At 66.9% G+C, this 16,503-nt stretch carries 6 protein-coding genes; 4 read left to right on the forward strand and 2 right to left on the reverse strand.

The genetic code is table 11. The annotated features are described in order from the left end of the window. The first annotated feature begins 22 nt into the window (after positions 1-22). Complete coding sequence (locus tag OG226_RS50220) at positions 23-199, forward strand: hypothetical protein (RefSeq protein ID WP_329353050.1); 177 nt, start codon at positions 23-25, stop codon at positions 197-199. A gap of 742 nt (positions 200-941) precedes the next feature. On the opposite strand, the gene OG226_RS50225 is transcribed toward OG226_RS50220, so the two are convergent. Then, a complete protein-coding gene (locus OG226_RS50225) occupies positions 942-1,214 on the reverse strand; it encodes a hypothetical protein (RefSeq protein ID WP_329353051.1) in 273 nt (90 codons plus the stop codon). 18 nt (positions 1,215-1,232) lie between these two features. Beyond that, positions 1,233-1,466 (reverse strand): hypothetical protein, encoded by a 234-nt coding sequence (locus tag OG226_RS50230; protein ID WP_329353052.1) that lies wholly within the window; start codon positions 1,464-1,466, stop codon positions 1,233-1,235. Between the two features lie 532 nt (positions 1,467-1,998). Here OG226_RS50230 and OG226_RS50235 point away from each other — a divergent pair. Genes OG226_RS50235 through OG226_RS50245 form a run of 3 tightly spaced genes read left to right on the forward strand, consistent with a single transcriptional unit; the run spans position 1,999 to position 16,435 of the window. Then, entirely contained in the window at positions 1,999-8,043 is a 6,045-nt protein-coding gene (locus OG226_RS50235) for a DEAD/DEAH box helicase (RefSeq protein WP_329353054.1), read from the forward strand. Then, positions 8,040-10,388 (forward strand): hypothetical protein, encoded by a 2,349-nt coding sequence (locus tag OG226_RS50240; protein ID WP_329353055.1) that lies wholly within the window; start codon positions 8,040-8,042, stop codon positions 10,386-10,388. The genes OG226_RS50235 and OG226_RS50240 overlap by 4 nt, the downstream gene beginning before the upstream one ends. A gap of 59 nt (positions 10,389-10,447) precedes the next feature. Beyond that, positions 10,448-16,435, forward strand: coding sequence for an AAA family ATPase (locus tag OG226_RS50245; RefSeq protein ID WP_329353057.1), 5,988 nt, complete (start codon positions 10,448-10,450; stop codon positions 16,433-16,435). Positions 16,436-16,503 lie beyond the last annotated feature (68 nt).

Below are 16,503 nucleotides of genomic sequence, written 5' to 3' on the forward strand. Positions count from 1 at the left end.
AGCGCCGGATCTGCTGCGCGCCGTGTTTGTCGCCGCTGCCGACCTCTGGCGTGGGCGCCTCCTGCTCCCGGGCGGACTCCGCCGGGGCTTCGGCGCCGACACGCTGGACCGTGACTCCGGCCCCGCCGCGGCCGTGGTCGACGGCCTGGGTCTGCTGACTCGCGCCCTCGTGATGCTGTCCCGCACCCGTGTCCCCTGACGCCACCCGCTGCAAGTGGGTCAACCAGGCGCCGGTGAGTGGGGCGGGCGGCTGGGTGGTCCGGGACGGCCCGCCCCGTAACTGATCGGTCTCCGGGTTGCGCTGCCGCTGGTAAGGGTGCACGCGGATTCCTCCTCGCTGGCCGGGGCGGTTCCCGGTCGGCTCCGTTCTACGCCGCGCCGCCACCGCGCCGGAAGGTCCGCTCGGGCAGATTCCGTTGCCCCCACCCGCCACGTGACAGCGTCGTACGACTGCGCACGCCCATGGGTGGCGGCTCCTCGCCCTCGCCTGGGAGAGCGGCACGACTGTGCACCTGTGGGGCACGCTTGTGCTTGGGCCGTGCGAGCTGTTGATACCCCGGGTCAGCACCCGTATCAGGTGGATGATCCGGGTGGTGCTCTTCATGCCGTTCACACACCGCCAGCGCGGTGAACTGCCTTCCTGTGCAGACGAGTTTGACCCCGAGACAGGGCTGCCGACGGGCAGGTGCGGGCAGCGCCGCCTTGAGGGTGGCAGATGTGGGGTAGCGGAGTGCGACAACTGGTTCGCATAAATGTGGTGCATACACGGTCTGCGCCAGCTCGGAGGTCGTACCGCCCGCCGTCCGTGGCCGGCGGTTGGTGGCCCGAGATCACTCGCCGGGCCCGCGCATGTACCGACGTGGTCTCGTATCCGGCGGGGCTGCGGGGTCCACCGCTTCCTCGTGAGCAAGCCCTGAACAGGGCCGAGTACACGCCACTTCCTACACCTCGGCGGGCCAGACCGTCTCCATCGCCCCACAGTCGGCGTCGTACACCCCGTCGGCCAGAAGAACGAGCGGCGCGTCTTCGGCCGCGGACGCCGTTCTCGCGATGCGAGCGGCTCTGAACCGCACCGCGGCTTCGGGGTCGCGCAGCCACTGCTGCACCCGGCCGGGGAGCCTGGCGTCCGGGGAACGAAGGGCGAGGGTCACCGCCGCTTCGGCCAGGCAGGCACGCGCGAGCGCGTGCGACTCCGCAGCTTCCGTCGCCAGCAACAGATCGAGATCAGCCGTTCATTCGACGGATGCGTCCCCCAGCAGGGCCGCGGCCATGGACCGTACTTCCGGGTCACTGTCCGTCAGCAAGGGGCGGACGACGTCGATGTCCCGGGTCAGGAGTTCGGCCACTTCGGTCTCCCAGCCGACCTGGGTGTCGTCCAGCCAGGGCTTGGAACTCGTCTGCCGTTGCGTCTCCCACTCGCCCAGGGCGAAAGCGGTCGCGTCGAGAACGCCCAACGTGTCAGCCACCCATGCGGAGTCACGCCGTTCCAGCAGGCGCAGGAGTTCGCGAACCGCTTCCGGTGCCGTGGCCTCGATCGACGTTCCTCCAGAACGTTCCAGGCCGCGCGGCGGGCCGCGGCCCGATCATCCGCCTCGGCCAGGCCACGCAGCAAACTCGGGACGTCCGTCGGCGTCACTGTCTCTTCGTCCGCAGGTGCTACCGGCACAGGCAATCTAGAAGCTGATACCGAAGTGATTCAGAACGTCTTGGCAGATGGGACATGGACTGGCCGGCGTCGCATGCAGATTGGCGAGCTGGGACTGCGTCGACTTCACGAACTGGGTCCTCATCGAGCCACCGCGGATTGCCGCTTCACCCCTCGTTGTTGAACGCGCCGATGAGGCAGCCCATGTCGGCGCATCCGCGCGTGGTCAGCCCGGCATCGTCGAGGAGATTCGGCGGTTGCAGCAGAAGCGCCGGAGAGATACGGACAAAAGTCTCTGGTGGGCATGATAGTTGTGGTACTAAGTGAACACGGAGTGTGAGCCAGGGGGTTGGATGGCGGCTGAGCACGCGCCGCTGTCGGCGGCATTGCAATATCTGGTGGAGTTGGTCGTGCAGGCTCCGGACGGGTTGACCCGAGGGGAACTTGCGGCAGCTGCTCGTGAGCGGTACGCCCGGCTACCGGGCGAGCGCATCTCCAAGTTGTTGGAGGAGGCATTCCAGGCCGGTGCGCTGACTGAGCGTGTCGGGCGAATCAGGGGGCCTGAGCCGGACGCGAGCCTGGCAGAGGCGGTTGCCGTGCCACTCCCGAGGGAAGGTTTCCGGGCCGTCGCCCTCGACCTGGAGAGTGCCGTACGGACCACGGCCACTGAGCCGTGGACCGAGCGGCGGATCTTTCAGATCGGGGCGGTACGCCTTGGCGCAGACGAATGGGTCAAGGAGCAGCCCAGGTTCGAATGCTGGACCAAACTGCCTGAACTGCCCGACGCACCCTGGGAGATCAACGATCCCGCCCGGCGCAAGCGGCATGACGCCGAGGCCGTGGACATCGCCGAGGCGCTGGAGGCCCTCCGTGCTTACTGCGTCGGCGCGGAGTTCGTCATCGCGCACAATGGGACGGCTGCGGACTTTCCGCTCCTCGACGAGGAATGCGCACGCGCCGGGCTCGCTGTGCTCGACTGCACTCGCGCGGATTCTCTCTATGTGGCACACGTTCTCTTGCCGACCGTCACCAGCCACCGCTTGGCCGACGTCGCGGACGAGTTGGCCACGGACCGTCGCGGTTTGGCCCTTCATGACGCGGTCGACGATGCCGAACTGCTGGCCCGCCTGCTTCGGAGAGCGGCTCAGGTATACGGGCAGTGGCCCGCGGAACGTCGTGAGTTGCTTGCGGCCGTCTGCCCGGATTCGCCCGCCTGGCGGCTACTGCGCCGGTTTGCCGGCGAAGAGGACCGAACAATGGCCCCGTGGACTCCCGCCGACACTGCCGCCGTGGTCGGCCGGTCCCTTGCCTCACACGTCCCGCGCCGTGGCCCTGCCACGGGGATACAGGCAGGGCGGGGGCAGATCGTCGTGGCCGAGCGGTTGTGCGGGTCGGACGGTCGGGTGGACCCTACTGCGCTCGCGGCTGTCGTCCATGGAGGTGAGGCCAGACCGCGTCCGGCACAGCAGGAGATGTCCGCCACGCTGCACACCTGGTGTGACGCCGCTGTACCAGGGCTTGTTGAGGCGCCCACCGGGACAGGAAAGAGCTACGCGGTGCTCGCCGCCGCGCTCGACTGGCTGGCGGGCGGATCCGAACGTACAGCTGTGGTTGCTACCTACACCAAACAACTCCAGACCCAGCTCGCCAAGGACGTAGAGATCCTGGACAAGGCGGTGCCGGGCCTGACGGCCTCCGCGGACCTGGTGAAAGGCAGTGCCAACCGCATCTCGCTGCGCATGCTCACCACCGCGCTGGCCGAAGCGACGACGGTCGGCAGCGGCGCCGCCGCTCGCGCAGTGGGCGTCAATCACCGGTTCGTACAGCGACACGAGTACCGCGAACTGCTCGCTTACCTGTGGCTCAGGCTCGCCGCATCGCAGGCCCCACCTCTCAGCTGGACCGCGAGGTCGGTGGATCCGGTGGACATCCCCGCCCACTTCGGGGACAGCATCGGCGCCGTACTGCCACTCTGGTTGCAGTCGCTGTCGCAGAGCGCGGGTGGCGAGTACCGGGCGGGTGCCGCCACGCCTCTCGCGGAGCACACAGACGCGGTGCGTGAGGCGCTCGCCTCGCACCGGCTGCTGCTTGCCAACCACGCATTGGTCCTCACCCACCTCGACGACCTGCGCGCTCTGCCCGGCGAAGTGCTTCTTGTCATCGACGAGGCCCACCAGTTGGAAGACGCGGCCACCTCCGCTCTCACCATTTCCCTCGACTACGCGGCTATCGAAGACCTGGCGGGGGAGTGTGCCGCGTGGCTGCGGGAAGCGCGTTCAGGTGTCTCACGGGACCGCGTCACGGCGGCGCTCCAGGAGCTGGAACTGCTCCTGGACCATGAGCAACTGCCGCGGGCCGCTGCCCAGGCGTTCGACGGCAGTGGGTCCGGCGGCTCCCGCGTGGGATCGAGGACGGTAACCCTCGCCAGCGCGTACAGCGGTAGCTCGGGGGTTCGCGCGGCGCGGGATGTAGAACGGCCACTGGTCGTCCTGGCCGCCTTGGCGCACAAGCTCGGGGCAGCCTTCGCAGCGTACGGTGCCGAACACGGACGTTTGCTGGACTTCTTTGCTCAGGAGCGGCTCGACGCACTGTACGACCGGGTCAAGGACACGGCCGCCGCTGCACGAGACCTCATCGACGACCTCGATACGGTCCTCGGGCCTCCCGGCACGACATCCCCCCGCACGGCAAGTGAGGAAGCTCCGCCACAGGTCGCCGCCGACGACTCGGAGCAGGACGACACGGCCGCCGCTGACGACGAGGTGCTTGGCGGCGGGCCTGAACAGGAAGCGTTTCCCGGACTCCCTCCCGTCCTCAACCGTGTCGTCCACGCAGAGGAGTTGGAGGTGCCCAGACCGGGACTGCGGCGCTACCGCTTCCGACTCTCGTCCAGTCCTGTCGAGCTCCCCGCTGACCCGGCCTGGCGGCAATTCCGTGAGGCATTTGCCCGCACCTATTACGTATCCGCGACCTTGCGAGTGGCCGGCAGCTGGGACTTTGTACGGGAACGTCTCGGCCTGGCCGAATCCATGGCTACCGTGCACCTACCCACACCGTTCAGGCTCGAAGAACAGGCCGAACTGGTCTGCCTCGCCGACTTCCCTTCCTGGGCCGAGCAACAGGAAGGGGCCATGCGCACTGTCGCCCACCAACTCGCCGGCTACGCGGAACTTGCTGTGCACCCCGCCCCGGCACGCGAATCCGGTGGGTGGGACGGGGGCGCCCTCGTGCTGACCACTGCCCGGTCGACAGCGGGCGGCATTGGTGAACTCCTCACCACCGAACTGCGGCGGCGCAGCCATGACGCACCCGTACGCAACGCGCTGACCCTTGGCAATGGTCGGGCCTTCGCGGACTTCACCGACCGAGACCATGGTGGCGGATTCCTCGTAGGCACCCGGGGCCTGTGGCAGGGCATCGATGTCTCCGACGCGCACAGATTGCGCCTGGTGTGGATCAACAAGCTGCCATTCGCGCCGTTCGCAGCCCCCATCATTGAGGCCCGCAGGGCCGCAGTACGGGCACGGGCAGAGGCCGCATGTGAGGAGGACCCCGACGCGTACGCCACCCGTCACTATTACCTGCCGCTCGCCGCGATTCAGCTCCGGCAGGCCGTCGGCCGGCTCATCCGGTCCGACCAGCACCGAGGCGTCATCGTCATCTCCGACCGCAAACTCGCTGGACAGTCCGCGCTTCGCCGGGCGTACCGGCAGGCGTTCCTGGGCAGCCTCGAACCCGGACTGCTGCGCCTCGACCAGGTCACGGGAGAGCCAGGTGGTGGCAATGTTGTGCCGATGGCCGAAGGCTGGGCCCGGATCTGGACGTTTCTTGCCCGGAACGGGGTCGTGCCCGCTTCCCGTGCCGATGAGCTGACCGAACCCGCAGCGCTGCTCAAGCACACCCTTCTGCCGCAGACGCGCCGTATCCGAGAGCTTGCCCTGAGCACCGAGGAAGCCGAAGAGCTCCGGTCGGCGGGCACGCTAGAGAAGGAAGTATTGCGACGGTGCGCAGAGACGGCCGGTCTGTTGCGCCTGATGGACCACCCGGAGGACTTCCGGCTCAAACCGGCACAGCAGGCGGTTATCGGCGCGGTGGCCGCAGGACAAAACGTCCTCGCGCTACTGCCCACCGGGTACGGCAAGAGCTTCACCTTCCAACTGCCTGCCCTGGTGATGCCCGGCGTCACCATCGTTGTAAGCCCGCTGGTCGCTCTGATGCAGGACCAAGCACTCGAACTTAACCGTTCCATCGGCGGAGCGGTACGCGCCCTGGTAGCGCCGATGCGCGAGTCCAGCAGCCGGGCCGGCAAGACCGAGGTCGCCGAGCAGCTCGAAGACCGCCGCGACCATGGGATCAAGATTGTGTACGTGAGCCCCGAGCGCTTGTGCCAGAGCCGCTTCAGAGGGCTCGTACGCGACGCGGTCAAAGCGGGCATCGTCACTCGGATCGCGCTCGATGAGGCCCACACCATGGTGCAGTGGGACGACTTCCGGCCGAGCATGGGGCGGGTCGAACGGTTCCTCGCCGAACTGCGCCAGGAGTACGCCCTGCCCGTCACCGCGCTGACGGCCACCGCGAACCGGACTGTGCAAGCAGGACTGCGTGAAGGGGTGTTCGGGCTCGCTGCGGATCCGCCGCCCCTTGGCAGTGAGTCGGAGCGGAATGAGCAGGAGCGGTCCGGGGTGAACAGCGCTCTGGTCACCGTGCGCGAGAATCCCATCCGGCCGGAACTCGCCCTGTTTCGCCGTACCTTGCAGCGCTCCGGTTCACTCACCGCCGCCCGGCTCGCCGAGGAGGTGGTGGACGCGCTTCAGGACCATGCCGTGCTGTACTGCCTGACAGTCAAAGAGGTTGTGGCTCTCCACGCGCACCTGCGGGACTACCTCGGAGAAACCGGAATCCGCATACGGCGCTTCCACGGTCGGCTCACGGAGGTCGAAAAGGCCGCAGTCATGACGGAATTCCGGGAAGCACCACGTCGGGGAGAGGAAGGATTCACCCCCCTGGTGGTCGTCGCGACAGCCGCCTTCGGGCTGGGTATCGACCGGGACGACATCCGTACGGTCTTCTGCGTCTCTGCGCCCACCGACATGGCCGCGCTCTACCAGCAACTCGGCCGTGCAGGACGGGACGTCGCCGGATCCGGCGTCCAGTCCGGGAAGGAGTCACCCAGAAACGCTGGTCTCGCCCTGCTCACCGGAGGCGGCCTGCGGACCGTTGCCTGGATGACCGGCACCGATTTGGCGCCGGAGCTGCTGGAGCGGATGAGTCAGGCCGTTCTCGACTGCCGCGGCGGAGTGCTGGACGCTGGGCACTTGGCCGACGCGTTTATCGGTCAGGAGCTGGCCGCGGGACGCCTCACTGAGGAAGACGCCCGGCTTACGCGAACCGTCGGTTCCTACACCACCGGTGTCATGAGGACGTTCAGTGCCTTGGCCGACCGAGGTCTGATCACGGATTTCGGCGACTTTCCGCCGCGCTGCACCGTGCGTCCCGGGGAACTGCCACCGGGCGATGCCGACGTGGAGGCGGCAGTCGTCGCCGCTGTTCTGGCCCTTCCGGGCCGTGCGGAGGCAGCGGGCGGGCTCAACCGTGGCGTACTCGATGTCGCACGCCTCGACGTGTTGCTCGCCCGCACGGTCGACGGTTACCGTCACCTGTCGGTCACCCCTGCGGAAACGTGGCAACTGCTGGCCGATCTGCACGATCGAGGGGTGCTGGACGTGTCCGCGGCACCAAGTCGCAGCCTGGTCACCGGGCTTGAGGTGCGTGGCAGCGGGTTGCCCGGCGGATTCCTCCGTCTTCTCAATGCCCGCGCCGAGCGAGCGGCTCGCGAAACGGCCCTGCTCCGGGACTACTTCGAGGACTCCAGTACCTGCGCCCACCGCAAGTTCGCCGACTACTTCGGTGTCACGGAACTCCCCGACGGATGCTGCACCACGGCGTGGAACCGATGCTCGGCCTGCTGGGAGGATCCGTCGCTGCCGCTCGATGAAACGCGGCCGGCCGTAGCCCGCGCGTTGGCGACCCCGGTGCAGCAACTTCGAGGCGCGAGCACCCGGGCTGATGCGGAACACCTGCGCCGCCGCTTGGACGAACAGGTCTACCGCCTGGTGTGGACGGTTCACCGGGGCCTGCATCCTCGTACCGTTTGGCGGGCTTTGAAAGGTGAGGACTCGTGGTACTCGCCCGTCAAGCGGCGCAGCGTCCGGCTTCACCCCGCTCTGTCGAGCAGCCGTCACTTCGGCTCCCACGCCGACCTGATTTACCGTCAGGTACAGGACAGCCTGGAACGACTGGCCGCCGAAGGACGTGTGCTCCCCGACGAGCACCGGTGGCGGGCCGATGCGCACCTCAGCGCCACCCGCACGGCGCCACCCGCGGGAGGTACCCCATGACCGTCGTCACCCCTGCCGCCGGAACACAGCTGTGGCGTCCGTACGACGATCCGCCGCTCCTCACTCCCGACATGGTCGCAGGGCCCTGGGCGACACCTCCTGAAGACGTTGCCCGGATGGGTCGCTACCTGGCCGCGCTGGTGTCGGCCCGTCGCTGCCCGGTGCATGTCTCCGTGGCGTTCAACGCCGTCTACTTCGGCTACGACGTACACGAAGGCGGCTATCTTGGCGGCCCGCTGGACCTTGGTGCCTTTCCGACGGTCAGCTTCGGTGAAGCCGTCGTGGCGCTGCCGGTAGGAGCGATGGTCAATGTGGCAACCGGGTCGATCCTGATGCCCGCCGAGATCGTCTATAAAGAGGGAGCTCACCCTCAACTGGGCGAGGGCGGGGAAGTGCCTGGTTGGTTGTCGGGCGCGCCAGCAGGAGCCTGTGGCCCAGGACGGACCGACCCTATGGTCCCGGCTGTGCTCCGTGAGCGGCTGGTGATCGATCCGGACGCCTTCGGGGAAGGGCTGTCAGCCAGCGCCACCCAGCTGGCACGCATGAGACGCAAGAGCCGTTGGCTGGACGCTCGTGGCCATCTGGTGCTGGACGCGCAGTACGACTCGGCGACCGAGGCTGACCTCGGTGACACCGACTACTACGCACGCTTCCTTCTTACGCGGGGCCGGGACCTCATGCTCAGCCCGTTTGCTCCGGCCCCGCTGCCGACGCTGTTGCCGCCCGGTGCCGATGAAGACGCGCTGGTTGCCGCACTGCACGGTCTGCTGGACACGGTGCGCGGTGTGCTGCGGGGCATCAACGAGCTTCGGATGTGTGGCGACTACGCGTTCACTCGCTCGTCCCTGGCGGAGTGCCTTGCCGACGATGGACCATTGGGAGGGCAGGCGCTGGAGGACATGGCCACTTCGATATCCCGAACCGGCATCCCCAGTCGGCGTCGTAGCCTCGCCCAGGTTCGAACTGTCGGGCACACCGCGCTCGGCCCCGCCCTTCTCACGATGCGGGACACCTCCGGGCTGCTGGACGGCATCGCCTACCCCGTCGCGATCTGCCATGCCAACGCTGTGCTCTCCGACTACGTGCGCTGCGACAGCGACGAGGACACCGGGTTACTGCGCAACGGCGTTCACCTGCGGCTGGACGATCCATGGCAGGGCGGCGGGATATGGCGGGCCGAACAGCCCCGCACAGCGTCTGCGGACCGGGCGCCGGATGAGCCCCTCAGACTGGGTTGGCAGGACTCCCTGCCGCACCCCGTGCCGCAACCGGCTCCTGAGCCCGAGTCGGTGTCCCCGGAGCCCGCAGCGGGGCCGGCTGAGGAGCACGAACGAGGAGAACGGCCCGACTGGGCTCCTGATGACGAGGATCTGGGTCTCGGCTCGGTACCTGCGCTCACGGACAGCCAACTGGACTGGATCCAGACGCTGCGCTTGTGGCACACCCTCCAAGACGTACTGCCGCTCCCCACCCTTGTTGCCGACGGGCTTCGCGACGCCGGATGGGAGGGCCGTATCCTGCGTCTCGAACTTGATCACGCTGGCGAGTCGCTCGCCCCCGGCGATCAGGCTTTTGGTGTGACCCTAGAACGCGACGATGACGGCGTCAGGCTTGCTGGTGTCGGCTGGCCGCTGGAATTTTTCCCCGGCATTGTGCTCACCCTCAGCTGGGCCCGTGCTGGAGGTGTCGTACGGGTCCGCACCACCCTGCTGCCGGAACCGGTCGTCATTGACGGTGAGGAGATTCGGCACCGCTACGACCCCCAAGTCCTGACCCGGGACCAAGCCCCCGGCAACGCCCGGAAAGGAACACGCGGTACCAACGAACTGACCCCCGGGCAGCAGCTCCTGCGGGCGGTACGAATCCTCGGTCTCCTCGACCAGTACGGCCGGGCGATGCTCCCTGAGGCGCACCTGGCAGAGGCGCTGCGCAGTACGACGCCCGACGGCCACCGTGTGATCACCCAGCTGGAACTACAGGCGGCCATCGGTCTGCTGGTCGCAGCTGGAGAACTCGGCATGGAGCGGGGCAGCCTCGGCGAGGACGGCCGTACCCAATACCCCGCCCGTGCTGGGCGGCCAGGAATTCAACTGCTCTGTTACACCCCACGTCGGGCGCAGGGATTCGCCGAATCGCAGGTTGAGCCGACTCCTTTCACGGGTCGTCCGCCGTCCCGGGGCCATCGTGTCCACGGTCACCTGCGGAGGATTGGACATCTCGGTCATCAACCCAGTGACAGGCAGCGCGCCGCGTACCGCGAGGACATGCGGCGCTGGGGACTGGTCGGCAGCCTGGAGATTCCTCGGGGCTACACATACATCCCTGATCATCACCGGGGCAGCTGAGTCGTCCCGGAACCCTCCCGCATCACTCAACCCGTTGTACATCTGTACCGGAGCCGCGCGTGACGAAGAACCGTATGCCCCGCCCTCTCGACTGCAGCGACGAAACGGCTTACCCGGTAGTCCCGGTCGAGGTGTCCGCTGATAGCGCGGACATCAAGCAGCTCAATGCCTCCCTGAACGAGCTGGCCGCTGCTCTGACGGACGTGCCTGATGCCTTCGAGTCGGCCATCGCGGAACTCACGGTGGCGGATATCGGCGCAGTGCTGAACGCGATGTCCGTCCGAGAGCGCAAACACGCGCTGGGCGCGCTGCGGATCCCGCTCGGAGGGGACAGGGTCAACAGTCCCCTGTGTCGTGATGTACTGGCCCGGCTCCGACAGGACGCTGCTGCTCCACGTGTTCGGCACGCTTTGCGGCACCTCACCTTGCCGGTCCAAGCGCAACTCCTGCAAAACATGGTGCCGGGTGAGGTGCTCCTGCCCGGGGAGGCGCGGAGGCCTCAGTGGCGCGGGCCGCTGCTCCGCTTGTGTTTGTGGTCTCGTACGCAGGTCAGTGTCTGGGACGCGCATCTCTGGCAGTGGGCCCTGACTGAGGGCGGCCTTGCGGAAGGGCTGGACGTGGCAGCCGTTGAGACAGCCGCAGCAGCCGCCACGGCAGTCGTCGACCTGACCCCCAAGGAGCGTTGTGCCTCAGATGCTGCGGTGGCCGAGCCTCCTCAGCAGCATCAGGAGTCAGCCGATCACGTAGAGAGCTACGAAGAAAGAATGTCCAGGCTGATGGCGACTGTCTCCGAGCTGACGGAAGCCGTTGCCGCAGCAAAGGAGCCGGCCGACAGGATCGCGAGTGCGGTGGCCGCGGCCACCCGCCCGGAGGACACTGACATCGAGGTGATCCGCAGGCTCACCGAATCGTTCGATACCACGGTGGCGGCATTCCCGGCGCTCGGTCTGTCCCAGCCTGTTGCCCGGGCGGACGCCATCGAGGCCGCCGCCGAAGACGCTGCCGCCCGGCTCGGCGACGGGGTACTGCGCGCAGAACTCCAAGTCGTCCTAGGGCTGCGGGCAGTGCCTGGATCAGTAGCCGAGCCACAGCTTGAGGAGGCCCAGCGCCATACCGGAGAGCTCCTGACCAACGTGTCATGGTCCCAGAACCATCGGCAGCGGGCCGAAGCCATGACGGCCTTGCTGGGTCTCGTTCGGATGAACGGTCAAGGGGTGGATCCCCAGGAACTGTTCACCCTGCAGGGCCGTTGGATGGCCGGTTTCCCGGAACTGGCCCAACTCGCTGTGTCTATTCCTCTGCTGTCCGAACCGCGCGCGTCGGCCGGGGACACCACTGCCACACGGGACGCAATGCCGCGGCGTCGGACGGAAGACGGTGTGCCGGGGCCGGTCACCACGCCGGTGGCGGCCCCTGGCGATCGAGTTGTCTCCGACGACCGGTCACCGCAGGCCGCCGACGGCGCCGGGGTGGAGATGCCGGTTACTCCGGCTCCAGTCACTGCTGACAACCTGGGCGACGCCGTTGAGACGCCTACGAGTGGGTTGGTCGTGTCCCGTGCCGGGGTCGCGCCCTTGCGGGCCGAGATGTCCGGTAAGGAGGTCGAGGCCATCGCCGAGGACCCCGCGATGGACGTAGTCGTGGCCCTAGTCCCAACTCGGCGCTATGGTCTCGCCGCCCACGTCGCCACCGTGGCTGGTTGGCCCGGGCAGCGGCAGGCCGCCCTTCGTATCGCTGCCTACGCGTACGACCTGCGCACCGAGGCGGGAGGCTGTGCCGCCGGTCTGAGCAAGGAGATGTCCGAACTCGATGCTGAGGCCGTGGCGGTGGACTGGCCCACCGCAGCGCTCGTTGTGCCCGCTGTCATTCGTACGGCACTCATCACGGGAGACCACACGGCCGGCGCACTGCTTCACACGTTGGCGCCCAGGCTGGAAGAGAACCTCGGCACGGTCGCCCGGGAAGTCGCGGACCGGGCTCTTTCGGGTGCTTTGCTGCACTGTCCGCCACTGACCGTCGTCGAGGATGTGGCGGCAGCCGAGCGGGAGTTGGAGCGGGCCCGAGCGGCCTGTCGGGAGGCGCTGCGCAAGCCTGCCGGATTCCGGTTTCCCCGCGCGGGTGACATCGCCAAGAAATGGCTCGCCAAGGACGGACTGCTGGGTGCCATTCTGCACAAGGCCGCGGCGGACGAGCGTGATGCCTTGCCCGAGATCGTAGACGCGGTTCACCGGCTGCTCAGGCCCGAGGCGGTTCGCGGTGAGCTGGACTCCATGGATCGTGAATTGATGAACCCCGGCGGTAAGCCGCTGGAAGGCCGGTCGCGGCAGGACCTGCTGCGGCTCGTGCCGGTTCGGCTCCAGCCGGTCGAACAATGGATCGCCGCTGCTCGCGGGCTGCCCAGGGCGCGCTCCCAGGACCTCGGCTGGAGCAGGAGTGAGGTCTCGGCCTTGCGCGCTGGAGCGTTGGAGCGCAAGGACGCAGTTCTGGCGGCTATGAGCAAGCGGGTGGAGCAGGAGACCGATCGCCTCGCCCGTGCGGCCTGCCAGGCTGCTCTCATTTCTCTCCAGCGGACTTTTGCGTTGTTGGAGGGCGGCGAGCGCTTGTCCGCCGATGAGCGCCCACCGGGCCTGGTACTCAACTCCGAACTGCTCAAACTCCCCGGGACCCGCGTTTCAGCGGGCATCCATGAGATCCAACCGCCTTCGGCCACGGTGGGCGAACTAGCGGCAGCCGCAGGGCGGACGTGGCCCGAAGCGGTACTCCAGCAGCTGAAGGGAGAGCACTACGACACGGTCGACTACCTACTCGCCTGTGCGGAAGGGCAGTTGCTGGAAACCGGCTCGGGTGTCAAGGCGGAGACGATTTCCGAAGAGCTGCTTCGGGACATTAGGGAGGCCCGGCAGCAAAGCACTGATGAACTCACGAGCATTCATGAAGCCCTGGAAGCCGATCTACGCCTGGCGCGTCTCCACAATGCCGTGTCTTCGGATCAGGAGCGTGAGTTGGACCGCTGCCTCCAGGCGACGGCCGGGCTGGAGCGCGGCGATCTGGGTACCGTACGGGTCGAACTCGGCCTGATGGCGGGGAAACTCAAGGAACACTGGGCACGTTGGGAAAGTGTTCTGCGTGCCAGGCTCGACGCACTCCGCACGGTTGAGGCTACTGCACGGGAGAAGGTCGAGCACGAGCTGGCAGCGGGGCAGCTCGGCGACGCCGAAGTGATGATCGCCCAGTTGGAGACGAACGGCGTCCTCGCTCAGATCGGCGGTCGACGTGAGCTCGACAGGTTCTTCCCCCGGGTCCCGGAGGCGCTGCAGACGGGAATCACTCGTGATTTGGTCGCAGTTGTACGCTCCCGTGGCCGTTTCAAGGACCTGCGGGAGCTCGACTATTCCCAACTGTCCGAGGAGAACGCCGAACGCGCAGCGGAAGCACTCGACAGCTGGTCCGCGATGGGGCGCCGGGCAGCCGCACAACGGCAGCAGGGTCTCAAGGAGAGCGAACTGCTGATGCCGGCCCTGCGGCTGATCGGCTACAGCAGTCTGCGCAGCCCGCTGCGCCGTGATGATCTACGCAAGGGGTCGGACCACCGGTTCCTCGACCTGACCGATGTCCGTTCGGATGGCGAGGCGCATGTACCTGCTTTTGGCTCGGAGCTGGGCGGCCGGTTGCGGATCATGCTTGTGTGGGGGCAGCCGGCTCCGCAACTGCTGCTGAGCTACGCGGACCACGACTCCGGACGAGAGGGCCTGCTCGTCGCCTACTTCGGCACGATGTCGCCGAAAGACCGGGCGGCACTGGCCGTGCACTGCGTCGGACGCCGTCCCATCGTGGTCTTGGACGACGCGGCACTCGCCTACCTCGCGGCGTACGGAAAACGTGGTCTCGATGCCACGATGAGCATCCTGTTGCCGTTTTCCGGAGTCAATCCGTACGTCAGCCAGAAGCGAGGGCGCGTTGCGAAGGAGATGTTCTTCGGCCGGGACCGTGAGGTGCGTGATCTCCAGGATCCCCAACAGACACAGGTGGTCTTCGGAGGACGGGGACTTGGCAAGTCGGCGCTTCTGAAAGCGGTAGGGCAGGCGTTCGAGAAGACCGGAACCGACAATCGCAGTGAGCAGATCAGCCTCCTGCTGAGCCTGGACTCGCTGGATTTCGGAGGCTCGGCGACTTCGGCGACGGTATGGCGCGAGATCAGCAGGAAGCTCGAAGCACGGGGGATCACGCTGCGAAAGCGGGCCAGGTCCGCCACCGGCATCACGCACGAGCAGGTCCAGGATGCGATCCAGACATGGTTGCGTGCGGACGACCGGCGCAGGCTTCTTATCCTGCTCGACGAGGCCGACAAATTCTTCGACTGCGATTCTCCCGGGTTCTTCGAGACCCGCCGCCTTCGTGATCTAGGGCAGGAGTACGACGGCAGGGTCAAAGTGGTCTTCGCCGGACTGCACTCCGTGCAGCGCTATACGAAGGTCGCTGGCAACAACCCCTTTAGTCACTTGGCCCAGCAACCTACAGTTGTAGGACCACTCGATCCCCAGGACGCGGCGAACCTGCTTGGTACTCCGCTTGCGGTTCTGGGATACCGGTTCGAGGACGACAATCTCGTGCATCGGATTCTCGGTTACTGCTCTTACCAGCCGTTCCTGCTGCAGATGTTTGGGCACCGCTTGGTGGAGACGATGCACAAGCGACGTACCGAAGAGAGTTCCGGAACCCCGCCGTTCATCATCACCAGGGCGGATGTTCAGGCGGTGCACGGCGACACCAGTCTTCGGCAGGGGATCACCTCGGCATTCCGGGACACCCTCATGCTTGACCATCGGTACAACGTGATCGCCAACGTGCTCGCCTTCCATGCCCATGAACGTGGGATCCAGTCGAGGATGAGCCAGTCGGAGTTGCGTGACGAGTGCGTGTCCTGGTGGCCAGCCGGATTCAGAGGGCTGGACACCGAAGCCTTCCGGGCGTACCTGGCCGAGATGGAAGGGCTGGGCGTGCTCGCTCCGGACACAGGCCTCGGCTGGCATCTGTGCAGCACCAACGCGCTCAGCATGATCGGCAATGTCGGGGAGGTTGAGAGCCAGCTGATCAATGCCGAACAGGGCATCGTTCCCGAGGAATTTGCGGCACTGGAGGCGAGGCCCCGGCTCGCGGCGGACTTCTATGCCCCGTTGACCACCAGCCAGGTCGCGGCGGTACTGGGCGGTGACGGCAACCAGGTGCGGGTGGTGATCGGCACGACCGCCACCGGTGTCAAGCGGGTCAAGCCCGCGTTGTGCGACCTGACGTCCAGGGCCGGGGGGTGGGTCGTTCCGTTCGTCAACAACCGGAAGGACTTCGCCCGAGAGCTCTCGGAGGGAGCAGAGAACACGAAGCGTGTGGTGCTGAGCGATCTGACCGTCAAGTCACCTCATTCCGAGACGTGTCTGGAGTCCCTTGAAGATGCGCTGCGACTGGTTCCCACCGCATCCGGAGTCAAAAGGTCCGCGGTGATCGTCGCCGGCCAGGATCAGCTCGCGCTGTGGCGCGAGGTGATGTCCGGCCATATCCAGGATCCGTCCTTCGATGTGGTGGTACTCCGCCGGTACACCCGGAACGGGTTGCGGGCTTGGGCTCTGGAACAGCAGCGGTTCACTGACAGTGAGCATCTGGAGCAGCTATTCGAGGTGACCGGCGGTTGGCCGGTGCTCGTGGAACAGATCGCCGACTGCCTACGCGAGGGACTCAACGAACGGAAGTCATTGGCTCAGTTCCGTGAAAATCTGGCCATACCGGGCGAATGGCAGGCTTTCGTGGAAGCAGCCGGGCTTGGTGAGGGGTGTGAGCTTTCCGGGGCGTACACGTCGATCCAGCGGTATATGGGGTCGGCTGGCCTCAATCAGGGTGAACTCGTCGACGCCGTTGCGGAGGTCCTGGGTGAAGAAACCGCCAGCGGAACTGTCAACTGTCTAAAGGCCATGCAGGCCTTCGAAGAGAACAGCCCTGGTCGCTTCTCCTTGGAGCCGGTACTGGACTCGTGCTGGCGGCAGCTGTACGAGCAGTAGCACGTAACGGCTTTATGGGCCTGCGCCGGAGCCCAATGCGCCTGTTCCAACCTCGTTCCTAGGCTGGG

The sequence above is a fragment of the Streptomyces sp. NBC_01261 genome (assembly GCF_036226385.1).
In the GTDB taxonomy this organism is placed as follows: domain Bacteria; phylum Actinomycetota; class Actinomycetes; order Streptomycetales; family Streptomycetaceae; genus Streptomyces.

Bases quoted from the DNA above. Each gene is read 5' to 3' on its own strand.
- OG226_RS50235 (WP_329353054.1), top strand. From the start codon at position 1,999: ATGGCGGCTGAGCACGCGCCGCTGTCGGCGGCATTGCAATATCTGGTG.
- OG226_RS50240 (WP_329353055.1), top strand. From the start codon at position 8,040: ATGACCGTCGTCACCCCTGCCGCCGGAACACAGCTGTGGCGTCCGTAC.